Origin of the sequence: Ensifer adhaerens (assembly GCF_002940685.1) — a bacterium.
GTDB lineage: Bacteria > Pseudomonadota > Alphaproteobacteria > Rhizobiales > Rhizobiaceae > Ensifer > Ensifer adhaerens_E.
On record NZ_PNFP01000019.1, the window covers coordinates 33,896 to 52,135 of the forward strand.

Annotated in this window: 16 protein-coding genes and 2 pseudogenes; 17 read left to right on the forward strand and 1 reads right to left on the reverse strand. The window is 62.8% G+C overall.

Features of this window, described 5'->3' with window-relative positions; all coding sequences use genetic code 11:
• Window positions 1-46: 46 nt before the first annotated feature.
• The 12 genes and pseudogenes from C1A35_RS29560 to C1A35_RS29615 all read left to right on the forward strand — a co-directional run bounded on the left by C1A35_RS29560 (window position 47) and on the right by C1A35_RS29615 (window position 12,901).
• Complete coding sequence (locus C1A35_RS29560) at window positions 47-2,368, forward strand: bifunctional salicylyl-CoA 5-hydroxylase/oxidoreductase (RefSeq protein ID WP_104667810.1); 2,322 nt, start codon at window positions 47-49, stop codon at window positions 2,366-2,368.
• Window positions 2,365-3,141, forward strand: a complete 777-nt coding sequence (locus tag C1A35_RS29565) for an SDR family NAD(P)-dependent oxidoreductase (protein WP_104667811.1) — start codon at window positions 2,365-2,367, stop codon at window positions 3,139-3,141. Before C1A35_RS29560 ends, C1A35_RS29565 begins: the two co-directional genes overlap by 4 nt.
• Before the next feature lie 2 nt (window positions 3,142-3,143).
• Complete coding sequence (locus tag C1A35_RS29570; RefSeq protein WP_104667812.1) at window positions 3,144-3,986, forward strand: enoyl-CoA hydratase family protein; 843 nt, start codon at window positions 3,144-3,146, stop codon at window positions 3,984-3,986.
• Between the two features lie 3 nt (window positions 3,987-3,989).
• Window positions 3,990-5,186: an acyl-CoA dehydrogenase family protein gene (locus tag C1A35_RS29575; RefSeq protein WP_104667813.1), complete on the forward strand. Its 1,197-nt coding sequence runs from the start codon at window positions 3,990-3,992 to the stop codon at window positions 5,184-5,186.
• A gap of 16 nt (window positions 5,187-5,202) precedes the next feature.
• Entirely contained in the window at window positions 5,203-6,390 is a 1,188-nt protein-coding gene (locus C1A35_RS29580; RefSeq protein WP_104667887.1) for an acyl-CoA dehydrogenase, read from the forward strand.
• A gap of 12 nt (window positions 6,391-6,402) precedes the next feature.
• Entirely contained in the window at window positions 6,403-6,831 is a 429-nt protein-coding gene (locus tag C1A35_RS29585; protein ID WP_104667814.1) for an acyl-CoA thioesterase, read from the forward strand.
• A complete protein-coding gene (locus C1A35_RS29590; protein WP_104667815.1) occupies window positions 6,809-7,204 on the forward strand; it encodes a RidA family protein in 396 nt (131 codons plus the stop codon). The genes C1A35_RS29585 and C1A35_RS29590 overlap by 23 nt, the downstream gene beginning before the upstream one ends.
• 11 nt (window positions 7,205-7,215) lie before the next feature.
• Window positions 7,216-9,198, forward strand: coding sequence for a 3-hydroxyacyl-CoA dehydrogenase NAD-binding domain-containing protein (locus C1A35_RS29595; protein ID WP_104667816.1), 1,983 nt, complete (start codon window positions 7,216-7,218; stop codon window positions 9,196-9,198).
• An 86-nt stretch (window positions 9,199-9,284) separates the two neighbouring features.
• Window positions 9,285-9,529: pseudogene (locus C1A35_RS29600) on the forward strand (3-oxoadipyl-CoA thiolase); the annotation flags it as partial.
• Between the two features lie 1,024 nt (window positions 9,530-10,553).
• Complete coding sequence (gene traF, locus C1A35_RS29605; protein WP_104667817.1) at window positions 10,554-11,108, forward strand: conjugative transfer signal peptidase TraF; 555 nt, start codon at window positions 10,554-10,556, stop codon at window positions 11,106-11,108.
• Window positions 11,098-12,261, forward strand: coding sequence for a conjugal transfer protein TraB (locus C1A35_RS29610; RefSeq protein ID WP_104667818.1), 1,164 nt, complete (start codon window positions 11,098-11,100; stop codon window positions 12,259-12,261). Before traF ends, C1A35_RS29610 begins: the two co-directional genes overlap by 11 nt.
• Window positions 12,262-12,274: 13 nt before the next feature.
• Complete coding sequence (locus tag C1A35_RS29615; protein ID WP_104667819.1) at window positions 12,275-12,901, forward strand: conjugal transfer protein TraH; 627 nt, start codon at window positions 12,275-12,277, stop codon at window positions 12,899-12,901.
• Here C1A35_RS29615 and C1A35_RS29620 read toward each other — a convergent pair.
• Window positions 12,857-13,143, reverse strand: a pseudogene (locus C1A35_RS29620) (type II toxin-antitoxin system prevent-host-death family antitoxin). The gene C1A35_RS29615 and the pseudogene C1A35_RS29620 overlap by 45 nt on opposite strands.
• A 209-nt stretch (window positions 13,144-13,352) precedes the next feature.
• Between C1A35_RS29620 and C1A35_RS29625 the strand changes: the two are divergent.
• The 5 genes from C1A35_RS29625 to C1A35_RS29645 all read left to right on the forward strand — a co-directional run bounded on the left by C1A35_RS29625 (window position 13,353) and on the right by C1A35_RS29645 (window position 18,156).
• Window positions 13,353-14,384, forward strand: a complete 1,032-nt coding sequence (locus C1A35_RS29625) for an ABC transporter substrate-binding protein (RefSeq protein ID WP_234823059.1) — start codon at window positions 13,353-13,355, stop codon at window positions 14,382-14,384.
• 131 nt (window positions 14,385-14,515) lie between these two features.
• A complete protein-coding gene (locus C1A35_RS29630) occupies window positions 14,516-15,298 on the forward strand; it encodes an ABC transporter permease (protein WP_440271577.1) in 783 nt (260 codons plus the stop codon).
• Window positions 15,295-16,098 (forward strand): ABC transporter permease, encoded by an 804-nt coding sequence (locus C1A35_RS29635; protein WP_104667822.1) that lies wholly within the window; start codon window positions 15,295-15,297, stop codon window positions 16,096-16,098. Before C1A35_RS29630 ends, C1A35_RS29635 begins: the two co-directional genes overlap by 4 nt.
• Window positions 16,095-17,177, forward strand: a complete 1,083-nt coding sequence (locus C1A35_RS29640; RefSeq protein WP_104667823.1) for an ABC transporter ATP-binding protein — start codon at window positions 16,095-16,097, stop codon at window positions 17,175-17,177. Before C1A35_RS29635 ends, C1A35_RS29640 begins: the two co-directional genes overlap by 4 nt.
• Window positions 17,178-17,289: 112 nt before the next feature.
• Complete coding sequence (locus C1A35_RS29645; RefSeq protein ID WP_104667824.1) at window positions 17,290-18,156, forward strand: TauD/TfdA dioxygenase family protein; 867 nt, start codon at window positions 17,290-17,292, stop codon at window positions 18,154-18,156.
• Window positions 18,157-18,240: the final 84 nt, after the last annotated feature.

The window sequence follows — 18,240 nt, forward strand, 5'->3', positions numbered from 1 at the left end:
CATCAGGACGGCGACACACGCAGCCGGAGCTCGGGAGGAGAACCATATGCGGATCGTCTGTATCGGTGGCGGGCCGGCAGGCCTCTATTTTGCGCTGCTGATGAAGCGCCAGCACCCGGAACACCACGTCACCGTCGTCGAGCGCAACCGTGCCTTCGACACCTTTGGCTGGGGCGTCGTCTTCTCCGATCAGACCATGCAGTCGATGCGGCAGTGGGACCCGGAAACGGCCGAGGCGATCGAGGTCTCCTTCAACCACTGGGACGACATCGAGCTGGTGTTCAAGGGCCGCAGGATCCGCACGACCGGCCACGGCTTCGTCGGCATCGGCCGCAAGAAGATGCTCAACATCCTCCAGGACCGCTGCCTCGAACTGGGCGTCGAACTCGTGTTCGAACAGGACGTGGAGAGTGACGCGCAGTTTGCCGATGCGGACCTGATCATCGCCTCCGACGGCGTCAATTCGCGCATCCGCAACAAATATGCCGACGTGTTTCAGCCCGACATGGTCATGCGGCCGAACCGCTATGTCTGGCTCGGCACGAACAAGAAGTTCGACGCCTTCACCTTCGATTTCCAGCGCACCGAGCATGGCTGGTTCCAGGCCCATATCTATCGTTTCGACGAGAACACCTCGACCTTCATCGTCGAAACGACAGACGATGTCTTCCGCGCCCATGGCCTCGACCAGATGGACCAGGACCAGTCGATCGCGTTCTGCGAAAAGCTCTTTGCCGGAACGCTCGACGGCCACACGCTGATGACCAATGCGCGGCACCTGCGCGGTTCCGCCTGGCTGAACTTCGGCCGGCTGATCTGCGAGAAGTGGAGCCATTTCAACGGCCGCAGCCACGTCGTGCTAATGGGCGACAGCGCCCACACCGCCCATTTCGCCATCGGCTCGGGCACCAAGCTGGCGATCGACGACGCGATCGAACTCACCCGCCAGTTCGACATCCTCGGCCACGACAGGGCCAACATCCCCGCCGTGCTCTCCGCCTACGAAGAGGTGCGCCGGGTCGATGTCGCCCGCATCCAGAATGCGGCGCGCAACGCCATGGAATGGTTCGAAGTGGTCGGTACACGTTACGCCGATACGCTTGAGCCCGAGCAGTTCATGTATTCGATGCTGACGCGCTCGCAGCGCATCAGCCACGAGAACCTTCGCCTGCGCGACAAGGACTGGCTCGAGGGCTTCGAGCGCTGGTTTGCCGAACGCGCCGGCGTCGCGCCGACGGCAAACGGTAGCGTGCCGCCGCCGATGTTCACGCCGTTCAAGCTGCGCGGCCTGACGCTCAAGAACCGCATCGTGGTTTCACCGATGGCGATGTATTCAGCAACCGACGGCATGCCGAACGACTTTCACCTCGTGCATCTGGGCGCGCGCGCCATGGGCGGTGCCGCCCTCGTCTTTCCGGAGATGACCTGTGTGTCGGCCGATGCCCGCATCACGCCCGGATGCCTTGGCCTCTGGAACGACGAGCAGGCCCAGGCCTTCAAGCGCATCGTCGATTTCGTGCACCAGCAGACACCGGCCAAGATCGGCATCCAGCTCGGCCATGCCGGACGCAAGGGCGCAACCAAGCTTGCCTGGGAAGGGATCGACCAGCCCCTGGAGCAAGGCGGCTGGCCACTGATTTCCGCCTCTCCCCTGCCCTATCTCAAGCATTCGGATACCCCGCGCGAAATGACGCGTGCCGACATGGACCGGGTCCTCGCTGATTTCGTACAAGCCACCGAACGCGCCCGTGACATCGGCTTCGACATCCTCGAACTGCACGTCGCCCACGGCTACCTGCTTTCGAGCTTCCTGTCGCCCCTCACCAACCTTCGCACCGACGAATATGGCGGCGACCATGCGGCCCGCGCCCGCTTCCCGCTCGCAGTGTTCCGTGCTGTGCGCAAGGTCTGGCCCGAGGATCGGCCGATGTCGGTGCGCCTTTCGACCCATGACTGGCACGAAGGCGGCAACACGCCCGAGGACGCAACGATTTTCGCCCGCCTGTTCAAGGAAGCCGGCGCCGACATGATCGACTGCTCGTCCGGTCAGGTGGTGAAGGAAGAAAAGCCTGTCTATGGCCGCCTGTTCCAGACGCCGTTTTCCGACAAGATCCGCAACGAGATCCAGGTTCCGACCATTGCCGTCGGCGCGATCTCGGAGGCCGACCACGCCAATTCGATCATCGCCGCCGGTCGTGCCGACCTCTGCGCGATCGCCCGGCCGCACCTCGCCGACCCGTCCTTCGTCCTGCACGAGGCGGCAAAGATCGGCTATGACGGCGAGCCCTGGCCGAAACAGTATCATTCGGCCCGGGCGCAATACGTAAACAACCTGGCGCGCGCCGCAACGACGGCGGGCAAGCCATGAGCAAGAGACACGCCCTCATCACAGGTGCGGGAAGCGGTATAGGCAGGGCAATCGCCCTGGCGCTCGCTGCCGAAGGCCATATCGTCAGCCTCGCCGGGCGGCGCGCGGCACCGCTCGAAGCCGCGCGCGACGAAATCGTTGCGGCCGGCGGACAAGCCCTTGTGCGTGACGCCTTCGACGTGACGAACCCGGAGGCGGTTGAGCGAGGTGTTTCCGCCGCGATCGCGGAAGCCGGAGACATCGCCGTTCTCGTCAACTGCGCCGGTGAAGCGCCTTCGGCACCGTTCGAAAAGACCGACTTTGCGCTCTGGCAGCGGGTGCTCTCCATCAATCTGACCGGCGTCTATCTGGTGACGCAGGCAGCCCTTGCCTCGGTGCGCCGCGCCGGCAACGGCCGCATCGTCAATGTCGCCAGCACCGCGGGTCTCACCGGTTACGCCTATGTTTCCGCCTATTGCGCATCGAAGCACGGCGTCGTCGGCCTGACGCGAGGGCTGGCGCTCGAACTTGCCCGCACCGACGTCACCGTCAACGCGGTCTGCCCGGGCTTCACCGACACGCCGCTGATCGACGGCGCGCTCGATACGATCAGCGAAAAGACCGGCCGCTCGCGCGAGGACGCGCGCGCCAGCCTTGCGAAATCCAATCCGCAAGGGCGCCTCGTGACGCCCGACGAGGTGGCCCACACGGTCTCCTGGCTGGTGTCGGAAAGAGCAACGGCAATCACCGGTCAGGCGATCGCGGTCGCCGGTGGCGAAGTTCTCGGAGGTTAGAGATGACAAACCCGATGCAGGCCAAGAAGCGCCCCTTCAAGGACCACAAGGCCAAGCACTTCCTGTTCGAAACGGATGCCGACGGGCGGGTCGCAACGATCACGCTCAACCGCCCGGCAAAGAAGAACCCGCTGACCTTCGAGAGCTACGAGGAGCTTGCCGATCTCTTCCGCTCGCTTGCCCGCGCCAGCGACGTGCGCGCCGTGGTTATGACCGGTGCCGGCGACAACTTCTCCTCCGGCGGCGACGTCTTCGAAATCATCGAACCGCTGACGCGCATGTCTATGCCCGATCTGCTCGATTTCACCCGCATGACCGGTGAACTGGTTCGCCAGATCCGTGCCTGCCCCCAGCCCGTCATCGCAGCCGTCGACGGCATCTGCGCCGGCGCCGGCGCCATCCTGGCGATGGCGTCGGATTTCCGCGTGGCGACCCCGGAAACGAAGACCGCGTTCCTCTTCACCCGCGTCGGGCTGGCGGGCGCCGACATGGGCGCCTGCGGCATTCTCCCGCGCATCATCGGCCACGGCCGTGCCGCCGAACTGCTTTTCACCGGCCGGGTGATGACCGCGGCAGAGGGCCACGCCTGGGGCTTCTATAACGCCCTGCATGAGCGTGCGCCGCTGTTTACCGAAGCGCAGAAGTTCGCCCGCACCATCGCCGATGGCCCCTGGTTCGCCCATGCGATGACGAAGAAGATGCTCGACCAGGAATGGGCAATGGGCATCGACCAGTTGATCGAAGCGGAAGCCCAGGCCCAGGCGATCTGCATGGCGACCGGCGACTTCCGTCGCGCCTTCGAGGCCTTCGCCGCCAAGGCGAAGCCGGAATTCAAAGGGAACTGAGCGATGAGTTCCCATGACGCGGCTCTCTGCCCACCCACCCGCGACCATCTCGACTGGCCGTTTTTCGACGGCAGCCACCGCCTACTCGCGACCGAGCTCGACGATTTCATTTCCAGCGGCGGGCTCGGGAACATCGATCACGGCGAGGTCGATGCCGCCTGCAAACATCTGGTCGCAACGCTCGGCACCGCAGGCGTACTTCGTCATTGCGTGCCGAAGGCGTTCGGCGGCGCAAGCGAGGAGATCGACAGCCGCGCGCTCTGCCTTATCCGCGAGACGCTTGCCTATGCGGACGGCCTTGCCGACTTCGCCTTCGCGATGCAGGGGCTCGGCACCGGCGCAATCAGCCTGTCCGGTTCTGAGGCGCTGAAGCAGGCCATCCTGCCGAAGGTCGCCCGTGGCGAATGGATCTCCGCCTTTGCCCTTTCCGAACCCGAAGCCGGCTCTGATGTCGCGGCGATGGCCTGCGCCGCCCGGCGCGACGGCGATCACTTCGTGCTCGACGGCGAAAAGACCTGGATTTCGAATGGCGGCATCGCAGATGTCTACACCGTGTTTGCCCGCACCGGCGAGGCGCCGGGCACGCGCGGCATTTCCGCCTTCGTCGTTTTTGCCGACACGCCGGGGTTCACGATCGCCGAACGCATCGAGACGATCGCGCCGCATCCGCTTGCCCGACTTGCCTTCGACAACTGCCGCATCCCGGCGTCGCAGCTTTTGGGCAGCCCGGGTGAAGGCTTCAAGATCGCCATGCGCACGCTCGATATCTTCCGCCCCTCCGTCGCAGCCGCCGCGATCGGCTTTGCCCGGCGCGCGCTCGATGAGGCGGTCTCTCATGCAAAGAACCGCAGGATGTTCGGCGCGACCCTTGCCGACCTGCCGACGGCGCAAAGCACGCTCGGCGAGATGGCGACCGCGATCGATGCCGCCGCCCTTCTGACCTGCCGTACCGCCTGGCAGCGCGACGTGCAGAAGCGGCCGACGACGCGGGAAGCGGCGATGGCGAAGATGACGGCGACCGAGAATGCGCAATGGGTGATCGACCAGGCGCTGCAGCTCTTCGGCGGCCGCGGCGTGCGCGTCGGCGAAATCACCGAGCGGCTCTACCGCGAAATCCGGGCGCTCAGGATCTACGAGGGCGCGACCGAAGTACAAAAGCTCATCATCGGCCGCGAGCTGATGAAGGGCACGGGACGATAACGAGGGGATGTCGAACATGCATGGTTCGAAGGCGTCATTCGACTGGCAGGATCCGTTCAACCTGGACGCCCAGTTGTCCGAAGAAGAACGCATGGTGCGGCACACCGCGCAAGGCTATGCCGAGGACCGGCTGGCGCCCCGCGTGCAGGAGGCCTTCCGGCACGAAAAGACCGACCCGTCGATCTTTGCCGAGATGGGTGAACTCGGCCTGCTCGGTCCCATGGTCTCCGAGGAATACGGCGGCGCCGGCCTCAACTATGTCTCCTACGGCCTGATTGCCCGCGAGATCGAGCGCATCGACAGCGGCTACCGCTCGATGATGAGCGTGCAGTCGTCGCTGGTGATCGTGCCGATCTATACCTTCGGCAGCGAGGACCAGAAACGCAAATACCTGCCGGGGCTGATTGCCGGCACGAGGATCGGCTGCTTCGGCCTGACCGAACCCGACCACGGCTCCGATCCCGGATCGATGATCACCAAGGCGGCCAAGGTCGATGGCGGCTACCTGCTCTCCGGTTCCAAGACCTGGATCTCGAATGCACCAATTGCCGACGTCTTCGTCGTCTGGGCAAAAACAGCGGATGGCCTGATCCGCGGCTTCATCCTCGAGAAGGGCTGGAAGGGCCTCAGCGCACCGACAATCCACGGCAAGGTGGGCTTGAGAGCCTCGATCACCGGCCAGATCGTCATGGACGAGGTCTTCGTTCCGGACGAGAACATGCTGCCTGAGGTCACCGGACTGAAGGGCCCCTTCACCTGCCTCAACTCGGCGCGCTTCGGCATCGCCTGGGGCGCGCTCGGTGCAGCCGAGTCCTGCTACGAGACCGCGCGGCAATACGTCATCGACCGCAAGCAGTTCGGCCGGCCGCTTGCCGCCAACCAGCTGATCCAGAAGAAGCTTGCGGACATGGCGACCGAGATTTCTCTTGGCCTGCAGGGGTGTTTGCGCCTCGGACGCATGAAGGACGAAGGCAACCCGCCGGTCGAGCTGACCTCGATCCTCAAGCGCAATTCCTGCGGCAAGGCGCTGGAGATCGCCCGGACTGCCCGTGACATGCTGGGGGGCAACGGTATCTCGGACGAGTTTCCTGTCGCCCGTCATCTCGTCAACCTCGAGGTCGTCAACACCTATGAGGGCACGCATGACATCCATGCGCTGATCCTCGGCCGTGCCATCACCGGCATCGCAGCCTTCGCGAACTGAGGTCCCGCACCGATGTTCAGGACCAAGAGGCCGCTGCGTTTCGGGGACTGCGACCCCTCGGGGATCGCCTATTTCCCCTCCTACCTCAACATCCTCGTCGGCGTGACGGAGGACTTCTTCGCCTCGCTCGGCTTTCCCTGGAAGACCATGAACGACGAGCGGCGGATCGGCGTGCCGACGGTGCGCCTCGATCTCACCTTCTCTCGTCCGGGCTTTCAGGGCGACGAACTCGATTTCGCGATTGAGGTCGTCGGCGTCGGCCGCTCGTCGCTCGACATGGAGCATACGGTCTCGGCCAGGGACACGGTGCTCTGGACCGCGAAACAAAGGGTCGTTGCCACCTCGCTCGACACCCACGCTTCTTCTGCCTGGCCGGACGATATCCGCGCCGCGCTGACACAACATCTGGAGACCACCGATGCACACCATCCTGCAACCTGAAGGCTGGGCCAAGCCCATCGGCTACGCCAACGGCGTCTCGGCCAAGGGCCGCACCGTTTTCGTCGGCGGCCAGATCGGCTGGAACGCGCAGTCCGAGTTCGAGACGGACGACTTCGTCGAGCAAGTGCGCCAGACCTTGAAGAACGTCGTCGCGGTGCTTGCGGCCGGCGGCGCCGAGCCGCAGCACATCACCACGATGACCTGGTATTTCACCGACAAGCAGGAATATGTCGGCAATCTGCGCGGCATCGGCCAGGCCTACCGTGAGATCATCGGCCGGCACTTCCCGGCGATGGCGGCCATGCAGGTGGTCTCGCTCGTCGAGGACCGCGCCAAGATCGAAATCCAGGCGACTGCCGTCATCCCCGATTGAGGCTTTTCGACATGGCCGAGATCCGTTTTTCCGAGAGCGTTTCCGCCCGACTTCAGGACGGCGTTCTGGTCGTCACCATCGACAATCCGCCGGTCAACGCGCTCTCCGCGCAGGTCCGCTCCGGTCTGATGGCAGCACTCGACCATGCTGCAGGAGGTCAGGAAATTGCCGGCCTCGTGATTACAGGCGCCGGCAAAACCTTCATCGGTGGAGCGGATATCAGGGAGTTCGGCAAGCCACCGGTCGAACCGATGCTGCCTCAAGTGATCGAGCGCATCGAGGCCTTCGACAAACCGGTCATCTGCGCCGTCAACGGCGCCGCCCTTGGCGGCGGCTGCGAGCTGGCGCTTGCCTGCCACGGGCGCATTGCCGGCGAAAGGGCGTCGTTCGGATTGCCCGAGGTAAAGCTCGGTCTCGTGCCCGGGGCCGGCGGGACGCAGCGCCTGCCGCGCCTCATCGGCATCGGCGCGGCCATCGACCTCATCGGCACGGGCCGTGCCGCCAAGGCCGGCGAAGCGGTGACGCTTGGCCTTGCCGACGCCATTGCGGCCGATGCCGTCGCAGCCGCAATCACTGTAGCGCACGAACAGGCCGGCAATCCGCTCCGTCGGACCGGCTCGATCCCGGTTCCGCCGGCGGACGCCGCCACCCTGGGCGCGGCGGAAACAAGAGTTCTTGCGAAAGCCCGTGGGCAGGCCGCTCCCGCCGAGGCGGTTCGCCTCGTCAAGGCAGCGGGACAACTCGACCTTAAACAGGGACTGGCGGAGGAACGTGCCACCTTCCTGCGGCTGCGAGACTCCACCGAATCCGCCGCCCTCAGGCATGTCTTCTTCGCCGAGCGCGCCGCCGGCAAGGTCAAGGGCCTCGACCAGGTTTCGTCGAGGCCGATCAAGACGGTCGCAGTGGTCGGCACCGGGCTGATGGGATCCGGCATAGCCGTCTCCGCGCTCGTCAGCGGCTACCGCGTCATCGCGCTGGAGCAGACGGAGGAAGCGGCCGCCAGCGGCAGGACGCGCATAACCGACACGCTCGACAAGACCGTTCGCTCCGGCCGCCTCGGTGCCGAGGGCAGAGACGATTGCCTCGCCCGGCTGCAGACGACGGCACAAGCCACTGACCTCGCCGCGGCCGACCTCGTGATCGAAGCCGTGTTCGACGACATCAACGTCAAGTCGGAACTGTTTCGGCGTCTCGACGGGATCGTCACGCCCGGCGCCATTCTCGCGACCAACACCAGCTATCTCGATCCCGATGAGATCGCGGCCGCGACTTCTGATCCGTCGCGCGTCGTCGGTCTGCACTTCTTCTCACCCGCCAATGTCATGCGGCTCGTCGAAGTCGTCGACTGCGCCAGAACGGCGCCCGATGTACTGGCGACGGCACTCGCCTTCGTCAAACGGCTCGGCAAGCTGCCCATCGTGTCAGGCGTCACCGAAGGGTTCATCGGCAACCGTATCTTCTCGGCCTATCGCCGCGAAGCCGAATTCATGCTGGAAGATGGGGCACTGCCTGAGGAAATCGATGCCGCGCTTGAAGCCTACGGCTTCCCGATGGGGATCTTTGCCGTCAACGACATGGCGGGGCTCGAGATCGCCTGGGCGCGGCGCAAGCGACAGGCGGAGACGCGTGACCCAGCGGCTCGATATGTCGAGATCGCCGACAGGCTCTGCGAGGCCGGCCGGCTCGGCCGCAAGAGCGGGCGCGGCTGGTACGCCTACCCCAATGGCGAGCGCACCGTCGATCCCGATGTGACGGCGCTGATCGAAACGGCGCGCGCCGAAAAGGGCATCATGCCGCGCGCCTTCACTGTCGGGGAAATCATGAGCCGGCTTCTGAACGCCATGCGCGACGAGGGCAAGGCGCTGCTGGCGGAGCGCATTGCCGCACGCGCAAGTGACATCGATCTCGTCATGATCAACGGCTACGGCTTCCCGGCCCACAAGGGCGGGCCGATGTTTACCGCCGAACAAACAAAGGATCAGTCCCATGGCTGAAGCCGCTATCGTCGGCGGCGTTCGCACGCCCATCGGTCGCTACAGTAGCGCGCTTTCCAGCGCGCGCCCGGACGATCTCGCCGCCCTTGATCGAGCTGAATGAAGCCTCCACGGCACAGGCGCTCGCCTGCCTGCGACAACTCGGGCTGGCCGACGATGCGCCGCACGTCAATCCCAACGGCGGCGCCATCGCGCTCGGCCATCCCCTTGGTATGTCTGGCTGGCCCTGACGGCTGCATTGGAGCTTGAGGCCCGGTGCGCCAAGCGCGCGATCGCGACCATGTGCATTGGTGTCGGACAGGGCATCCCAATGCTGCTGACCCGACCGTAGTCGGCCCTTGCTTCAAAGGTGCTGGATCTCAGATTTGTTCGCTGACCCTTAGCCAGGGCCTGCTCAATCATTTTGCTAGGATTATCTAAAGGATCGCGGCGGCGCTCGAGTTGGCGCCACTCGGTCGCCCACGCCAGCACTTGAAGATCGCAATGCAGTGCTCCTCCGGGCGCCGGAACCAATTGCGATCTCGATGCGGTGTGCCTGACTAAGGAGTGGCTGCAAGCACGATCGTGCTCGCGCGGTGGCATGTTTGGCTTTCTCTACGACCGTTCAAGCTGCCATTCACGCCAGCAAACAAAAATACTCTTTCGGCCCATGGCTGCCGTCCGATCTGAAATTCACGGTAGATGGATTGGGTCATCTACGGACAAAACTGTCCGTTGCACCGTCGACGCCTTTGGTGATCATCCGGCCGTTCCAAAGGAGCGGCATCACTGACGCGATCACGCATCGTCGGCGCGACGTCCTGACTTGCGATTGATAACTCCGTGCTCCCGAGGTAACCCACTGATCCGCTAACGATGGAGTCGGCATGGTCGTTCCCATTTTCCTCTCAGCGTCGTTACGCGAAGCGCGGGCCGTGCCGTGACGTCGGCCGCCTCTCGCCCTTGCGCGAATATCGAGCTCAATGGCGCCGCCCGCTCAATTGTTGTTCGGACCAAGCAATTGCTCCTCCACGGGAAGCCCGACCGGTGCCCGGTGTGGTTTCGCGTCCTGACTGCCGGCCCCTCCGTGTCCAGAGCCTCAAAAGGAAACACGCGGGTAGAGAGCAAGGAGGTTGTGACCGCCTTGCCGATCAGTCGGCAAAAGTCGGCGAGCGCGCCTTCCTCGGGATTACCCAAAGGCGCCGGATGGGACCTCTTCGTCCTCACCGCGGATGTGCGCCTTACCAGAAGAACGAACAGCGATTGGTTTGGGGCGTGATACAGACGATCCAACTGCTTTTGGTGCGTGATTGCGGTGCAGAGGAGTTGCCCCGGAAGCAGCGCCAGTCGCAAAGCAAGAGGTTTGCGAACCGGTGATGAAGATCCTTTCAAGAGTAACGCGTCACGGGCGCCGAAGACGTCTCATGGTGTCGGCCGGATTGCTGCTTTTGCTCGCCATTTTCGTCTACGGTTTTGTTTGCGGCTACCGCATCAACCTGACACCAAGCCAGTCGCTCGGACTTTGGCGCATACGTCCGCTGACGCGGTCGGTCGCGATAGGCGACATGGTTTTTGTTTGTCCGCCTGACACGTCCCGGTTTCGCGAGGCACATAGGCGCGGCTACTTGCAACAAGGCCTTTGCCCTGGCGGATATGGCCCGCTCATAAAGACGGTGATCGCAATTGAAGGGCATCGTGTTGAGACCAGTCCTGATCTTAAGATCGACGGGCGCGTGATCGAACGCACCCCTGTTCGAAGCAGCGATGGTCGTGGTCGCCCGCTCTCGCCTTTTACGGGCGGGATCGTTCCTGGCGGTAGTGTGTTCCTGTATTCAAGCTTTTCCGCCTCATGGGATTCGCGATACTTTGGTCCTGTTCCCGCTGACGGCATTCTCGGTTTGGCCGACGAGGTGCTGACCTATGTGCCGTGATCTCGCGCGAATGGCCGCGCTGGCGGTCGCTGCCGTCTTTGCCGGATGGATAGGCTGGAGCGGAAATTTGCTACTGCTGCCGGCATCATGCGCCTTCGCCCTGATCTGGTCGCAAGCCCCGAACAGGATGGCGGTTCTGATCGTCTCGGCAGCGTACTTCCTGACGGCTTCGCGCGGGCTGCCGCTTGGTGTCCAACGCTTCTATTCCACCGATGTCTGGCCAGGTCTCATCTTGTGGCTGTTAGCGTCGGTGAGCTTCGTCCTGGTCCATCTGGCGGTCTGGAGCAGGCGCTCGGCCTGGAGGCCGCTTGGCTTTCTCGTCGCGATGGTGCTGATGGCCATTCCACCCTTCGGGATAACCGGATGGGCCCATCCGCTCACCGCTTCAGGCGTTCTGTTCCCCGGCTGGGGATGGTGGGGATTGGTTGCCATGACAGCCGGTCTCATGGGCCTCGCAACCCGAATGGGACCGGCTGTCGCCGTTGCCTTGACAGGCTTTTGGCTCTGGTCCGCCGCTATCTGGACCGATCCTCAACTACCTGCGGCGTGGCGCGGCGTCGACCTTGAAATGGGGGCTTCGCTTGGCCGCGACGCAACTCTGAAACGGCAGCGTGACCTGATCGCAACGGTCCATGAGACCGCGAGCCAAAGCGCAAGTGTCATCGTCTTGCCCGAGAGTGCCCTGGGATTCTGGACGCCGACCCTTGGCTCGTTCTGGAAGGAGAGTTTACATGGGCGCGGGGTCACGGTCATTGCCGGCGCCGCGGCGCTCGATCCTGGTGGATACGACAACGTGCTCCTCATGATCGATGGTGACGGCAGTAACATTCTTTATCGGGAGCGGATGCCAGTTCCGGTCTCGATGTGGCGTCCCTGGGGTCCCCTGTTCGGTGAACGCGGCGGGGCGCGGGCGCACTTCTTTGCCAACCCGGTGGTCGAACTGGGTGGGCGCCGAATTGCACCCTTGATCTGCTACGAGCAATTGTTGGTCTGGCCGGTTCTTCAGTCGATGCTTACAGGTGCCAACGTCATCGTCGCCGTTGGGAACGGCTGGTGGACCGCCGGCAGTTCGATCGTCGATGTCCAGCGCGCCAACCTGGCGGCCTGGGCCAGTCTCTTTGGCATTCCGCTCGTGATTTCTTTCAACACGTGATCTGGAGGCCCTCGTGCTTGAGGCGGCGCTTATCGAGAAATGCGCAGATCCGTCCCTGGATTTAAGCGTGGTCGAGGCCTTCGTCCGCGCGGTTGGGAACGGCGATCCGCTGGCTGTGACTGTCAAGGTCGGCCGAAAGAAGATCCTGGTGGAAAAGGCTGAGACCCCAGAACAAGCGCTCGCAATCGCCCGCCTCTATGTCGGGCAGGCGATTGTGCGGGTTGGAATGACCTCGTACCCTGCTCACCTTGGGATAGAGAGTGGCACGGTACTGAGCCCTACCCTCTTCGACGCCTGTGAAAACCTTCGCATGGGGACGGTCATGTTCGCAAAAATCATGCGGATCGTCGCCGCGTGGTATGGCAGAAACGCCAGCAAGGAAGCGCTGCCCTATGTCCTGTCAGACAGCCTCCACGCGTGGGTTTCTGGGGAATTCGAGGGCAAGGACGTATTCCGCGCGGACGACCCGGGCGGGCCGGCAGCCGAACGACAGGTCATGCGCCCGCAGGACAGGCGGAACAGCGATGAAGCCTCCTTGCCATCGGTCGAGGAAGCCCAACCGGGCGACATCACGTCGGCCGACATGCGGATCGATCTATCGGGGATCGGGTCGAACGCGCCCATCGTTCCTGTCCGGTAGACACAGATCCACTTCGCGAGGCATGATTTGAGCCCGCTGCGGGTCGAAGTCGATTGACGAAAGCCCGGGTATGGCGAGCGCTTCAACGAGGTTCCGGTGCCTGCCGCTCAAGCGTTCGAACTCATCGTAGGAAATGAGGACGTACGATGGGTTACCGCGGTTCGTGGTGATGACTGGGCCGTTTTTCGCGGCCTTCTCACGTCGCGATTGAACTCTCGGCTGGAAAGAGTGGTCACGGCCATCTCGCACCTCCCCGTAGATAGCTAGCGACATGTGGCAGGCGAGGACTGTATCTCTAACGGTCGCCCGGCGCGAGATAGTCCCGCTCTCAGCCGAATTGATAGGTCTAGGACATTAATCCTAGAGATCTCCGATTAGACCCACAGACTCCCGAGGGCCACCATTCGTTCTGGTTACAACGAATGGGAGAGACACCGTGGGAGCGAAACGCTTGCTTGCGTCTTTGTGCCTGGCAATTTCGGGCATTGGCAGCGGAACGGCGGGGGCCGAAACGCTTATCATCAACAGCTATGGGGGACCTTACGAAGACATCATCCGGGAGCGGATCATCGAACCGTTCGAGAAGCGCTTTGGTATCGACGTCGTCTACGATGCCGTCGGCTCCGCCCAGCAGGACTATGCCAAGATCAAGGCCACCCAAGGCCGGCCGGGGTTCGATCTGGTCGTCATGACGGCATCGCAGTCGCTGCAAGGATGCAAGGACGGCCTGCTTGAGCAGTTGACGCCGTCGTCGATCCCGAACCTCAACGCCCTTCAAGGCGAGCTTTCTGCGGTCGCCGGTGGCTGCGGCGCTGTGCACGAGGTCCAGTACCTTTCACTCCTCTACCGGACGGACAAGCTTGCCTCGCAGCCCACCTCCTGGTCCGCTTTGCTCGATCCTGAGCTCAACAAGAGGGTCATTCTTCCCACCTTCCAGAACATCATGGCCGTCTATCTGCTCGAGATGATGTCGGTCACGAATGGAGGGGACCTCATCGACAACATCGACCCGGGCTTCGATGCCATGGCCAAGATATCGGCGCAGTCGGTGGGTTTCGAGCAATCCTCCGCAATCCTTGAAAGCTATCTACGCGAGGGCTCCGTCTGGGCGATGCCGTTCTGGAACGGGCGTGCGCAGCTGATGGTCGATGAAGGCCTGCCGGTCGACTATATCAGCCCGAAGGAAGGGACCATTCCGCTTGTCGCAACCCTCAACATTCCAGTCGGTGCCGCAAACAAGGATGCCGCCCGGAAGTTCATCGATTTCTTCCTCGATAAGTCGAGCCAGGAGGCGTGGGTCGCGGGTTACCGCGTCGGTAGCGCGCGCAGCGACATCTCCGTACCCGAAGAGCTGAAGGACCGGCAGCTCACTGTTGGGCCGGACGGCGATCGTCTGCACCTGCCCGATCTCCTCCGACTTCAGGAAAAATTGCCGGTATGGGCCGAGCGTTGGGAACGTGACGTCGTTCCGAACGCCCGTTGAGGAGAGCACTGATGAACAGCCTTGCTCTCGACCTGCATCCGCCGGCGCGACGCCGGCGTACCCTCTCCTGGTTTCCGTTTGCAGCACTTTCGCCGTCACTTCTGGTGCTCTCGGTCTTCTTTGCACTGCCGATGGGGATGATGATCGGGATGAGCTTTACTCAGACCGAAACGTTCTCTCCGACCCTCGAGCACTATCAGCGCTTCTTCACCGACGGCCTCTCGCTTGCCGGGTTCTGTCGCACTGCCTTGATGTCCTTGCTGGTTGCGGTCAGCGTAACCGTCCTCGGCTATCCGGTCGCCTATTTCCTGGCGCGGTCAACCACGCGCTGGCGGGCGGTGGTGTTCGCGCTTGCGCTTGCGCCAGAACTCGCCGGCGTCGTTCTTCGAACCTATGGCTGGCTGATTATTCTGGAAGATCGGGGGTTCATCAATGACCTGCTCCTCCAACTCGGCGTGATCAGTTCGCCCCTCCCCTTGTCGAAGAACCTCTTTGCCGTCGTCGTCGGCCTGACGCATGTCGTGCTTCCCTTTGGCATTCTCTCGTTGATGACAAGCATTCAGGGCATTGACCCGAACCTGGAGCGGGCAGCGCAGATGCTCGGTGCATCGAGGCTGGCGGTGATCCGCACGATCGTCCTGCCCCTCTCCGTCCCCGGGATCGTCAGCTCGATGTTGATCGCCTTCACAATGGCGGCGAGCGCCTATGCCACCCCGGCTCTTCTCGGTGGGGCAGGCTTCAAGGTGCTGGCGACGATGATCTACGAGCAGGTGCTTTTCTACATCGATTGGCCGTTCGCTTCGGTCATGGCGATGGCACTCCTCCTCATGATGCTGGCGATCTCGTTCGTCGGCGTTCGCTACGAAAGCCGCCGCAGATCGCGCGCCTCTGTTTCATCGGGAGGTGAAAGATGAACAGGATTATCTCGATACTCTACTGGATTTCGCTCGGCGCGGTCCTTTGCTTCATCACCCTGCCGCTCATCGTCGTCGTCGCAGCCTCCTTGAGCCCGACATCGGCTGTCACGCTTCAGCCCTGGGAGTGGACCGGCCGATGGTATGCGGATCTCTGGTCCAGCCGCTGGCTCGATCCGTTCCTTGCGAGCGTGAAGATCGCAACGGTCGTCGCGGCAATCAGCGGGGTGCTTGGATTGTTTGCGGCATATGCGGTTGTCTACGAGCGTATTCCGGGCAGCGACGCCCTGATGTCTTGCCTTCTATCGCCGCTTTCGGTGCCGCAGATCGTCAAGGGCGTCGCCATCGTGCTCTTTCTTTCGATGATCGGGCTCCAGGGGCTTCTCGGCACGCCGGCGTTGATTGCTGCGCATGTGGTGCTCGCCCTGCCCTTCGTGACCCGCATGGTGGCGACCTCGCTCGCGAATTTCGACGCCAACCTCGATCGTGCGGCCCAGATCCTTGGAGCCGGCAAGCTTCAACGCATCCGGCTGGTGGTGCTGCCGATGATCAAGCCCGGGGTCCTTTCGGGCGTGACCTTCGCCTTCATCATCTCGTTCAACAACATCCCGCTTTCGGTTTTCCTGGTCAGGCCAGGCGACAGCACGTTGCCGATCACCGTGATCAACTACCTCGAATACAGCCTCGACCCAGTGCTCGCGGCAGTCAACGTCGCCTCGATGGCCTTCATCCTCGCGGTCATCTTCCTCTTCGAAAAGATCGGCGGTTTTTCCGCGCAACTCCATGGTGGCAGCAAATGAACGCACTCGACATCGAACTCGTCTCGGTCAGCAAGTCCTACGCCGGCATGGCGGTCGTCAAGGATATCGACCTCGCAATTCCTCAAGGCGAATTCGTCAGCATCCTCGGCCCATCCGGCTGCGGGAAGACGACCACGCTCAACATGATTGCGGGCTTTACCGCCCCATCACACGGCGACATTCGTATCAAGGGACGAAGCCAGGTCCGCGTGCCGCCGGAACGCCGCAACATTGGCTTGGTGTTCCAGAACTATGCGCTCTTTCCACACATGACGGTGACGGAGAACGTCGCCTTCGGCCTGAAGATGAAGGGTGTTCGCCGTAACGAAGCCGAAACGACCGTCAAAAGCGCGCTCCGCAGCGTTCACCTCGAAGGAATGGGAGAACGCTACCCGCGGGAACTCTCCGGCGGCCAACAGCAGCGGGTAGCACTTGCCCGGGCGATCGCGCCGAGGCCATCGGTTCTCCTTCTCGATGAGCCGCTTTCCAATCTCGACCTGAAGCTTCGAGAGGCAATGCGGATCGAACTGAAGGAGATCCAGCAACAACTCGGAATGACCTTCGTCTACGTCACCCATGATCAGGAGGAGGCCATGGCGATGTCCGATCGGGTAGTCGTCATGTGGCAAGGGGCGATTGCGCAAGAGGGGCAGCCAGCCGCCCTCTACCGCGAGCCGAACTCGCGCTTCGTGGCAGATTTCATCGGTAAATCGAACATCCTTTCGGTGACATCCACGGCAACGCAAGCGGCCAATCTCGAACTCGCGGTTGGAGATGGATTGATCCTGAAGGCGCACAAGATCGAACTCACTGCCGAGATCCGTTACTGCTCGATCCGTCCGGAGAGCATCGCAGTCCTGCCGCCGGGCGCCGGCGGGAGCGGGTTCGCAAACCTTCTCAATGCCACCGTGCGACGGGTTGTCAACCTCGGTGCCGCCTTCGAGATCGATGCCGATCTCGGTTCGGATGTGCGTCTTCACGTCCTGCTTCGCGCCACCCGCGCAAGTGTTCCGCCGAAGGTCGGGGACGCCATTCATCTCGGTATCGACGACGCCGACATCCAGCCGCTGAGCGCTTGAGACAGATCGATAGGGTGGAGCAATCAATCCAAAAGCATCGTTATTGGAAACACGCGATGTCTCCCGCCTACCATGGTCCCGACCTCAAGAGGTTACTTCAAAGGAGATAAAAATGCTTGATAAACAGAGACTTATTGCCGTTCAGCACGAATCGAATGTTTGCGCCGACATCGAAGGCTTCGACTTCGACAACTATAGCCAACAGGACATCGAGGATGTCCGGCGCTACTGGCTGCAGTACGGCGTGCTGCGCTTCAAGACGACGTCCATGAGCGATGAGCAGCAGGTTGCCTTCTCCCGGCATTTCGGGGAGTTCGTGATCCATCCAAAGCAGCTGCAGGAGGGCGGCCATCCGACCCACAAGGAAATCCTCGTCATCAGCAATGCGATGAAGGACGGCAAGCCGAGCGGCGCGATGGGCAACAGCGAGGCGACCTGGCACACAGATACGTGGTTCTACGAGCGGCCGCCGGCCGGCGCCATCCTGCGGGCGGTCGCAGTGCCGCCGAGCGGCGGTGACACCTACTTCCTCTCGTCCTATCGCGCTTATGACACCTTGCCCGAGGCTTTGAAGAAGGCCGTCGATGGACGTCAGATCTTCTTTCAGAACGTCTACGACAAGACTGGCAAACTCCGGCTTGGCAAGTCTGCGCCGAAGACCCGCGACTTCCGCGAATGGAGCGGGATCGTTCATCCTCTGGTTCGCCTGCACGGCGAAACCGGCCGCAAGGCGCTCTATCTCGGTGGGACGTCCGAGGGCGCCTGGATCGTTGGCATGCCGCTCGACGAGAGCGAAGCGCTCCTTGCCGACCTCTGGCAGCACACCACCACGACCAGCGAGGTCTTCGTCCAACAGTGGGATGTCGGTGACATCATGATGTGGGACAACCGTTGCACGATGCACCGCCGCGATGGCTTCGATCCGAATTCGATCCGCATCATGCATCGCACGACCACGTCCGGCGAACGCCCGGTCTGACCGAACCGATCATCAGGAGGTCAGAAGATGCAGCCTTACCGGGTGAATGAAAGGCATCAAAGCCTTTCCGAAGAGTTGGTCGCG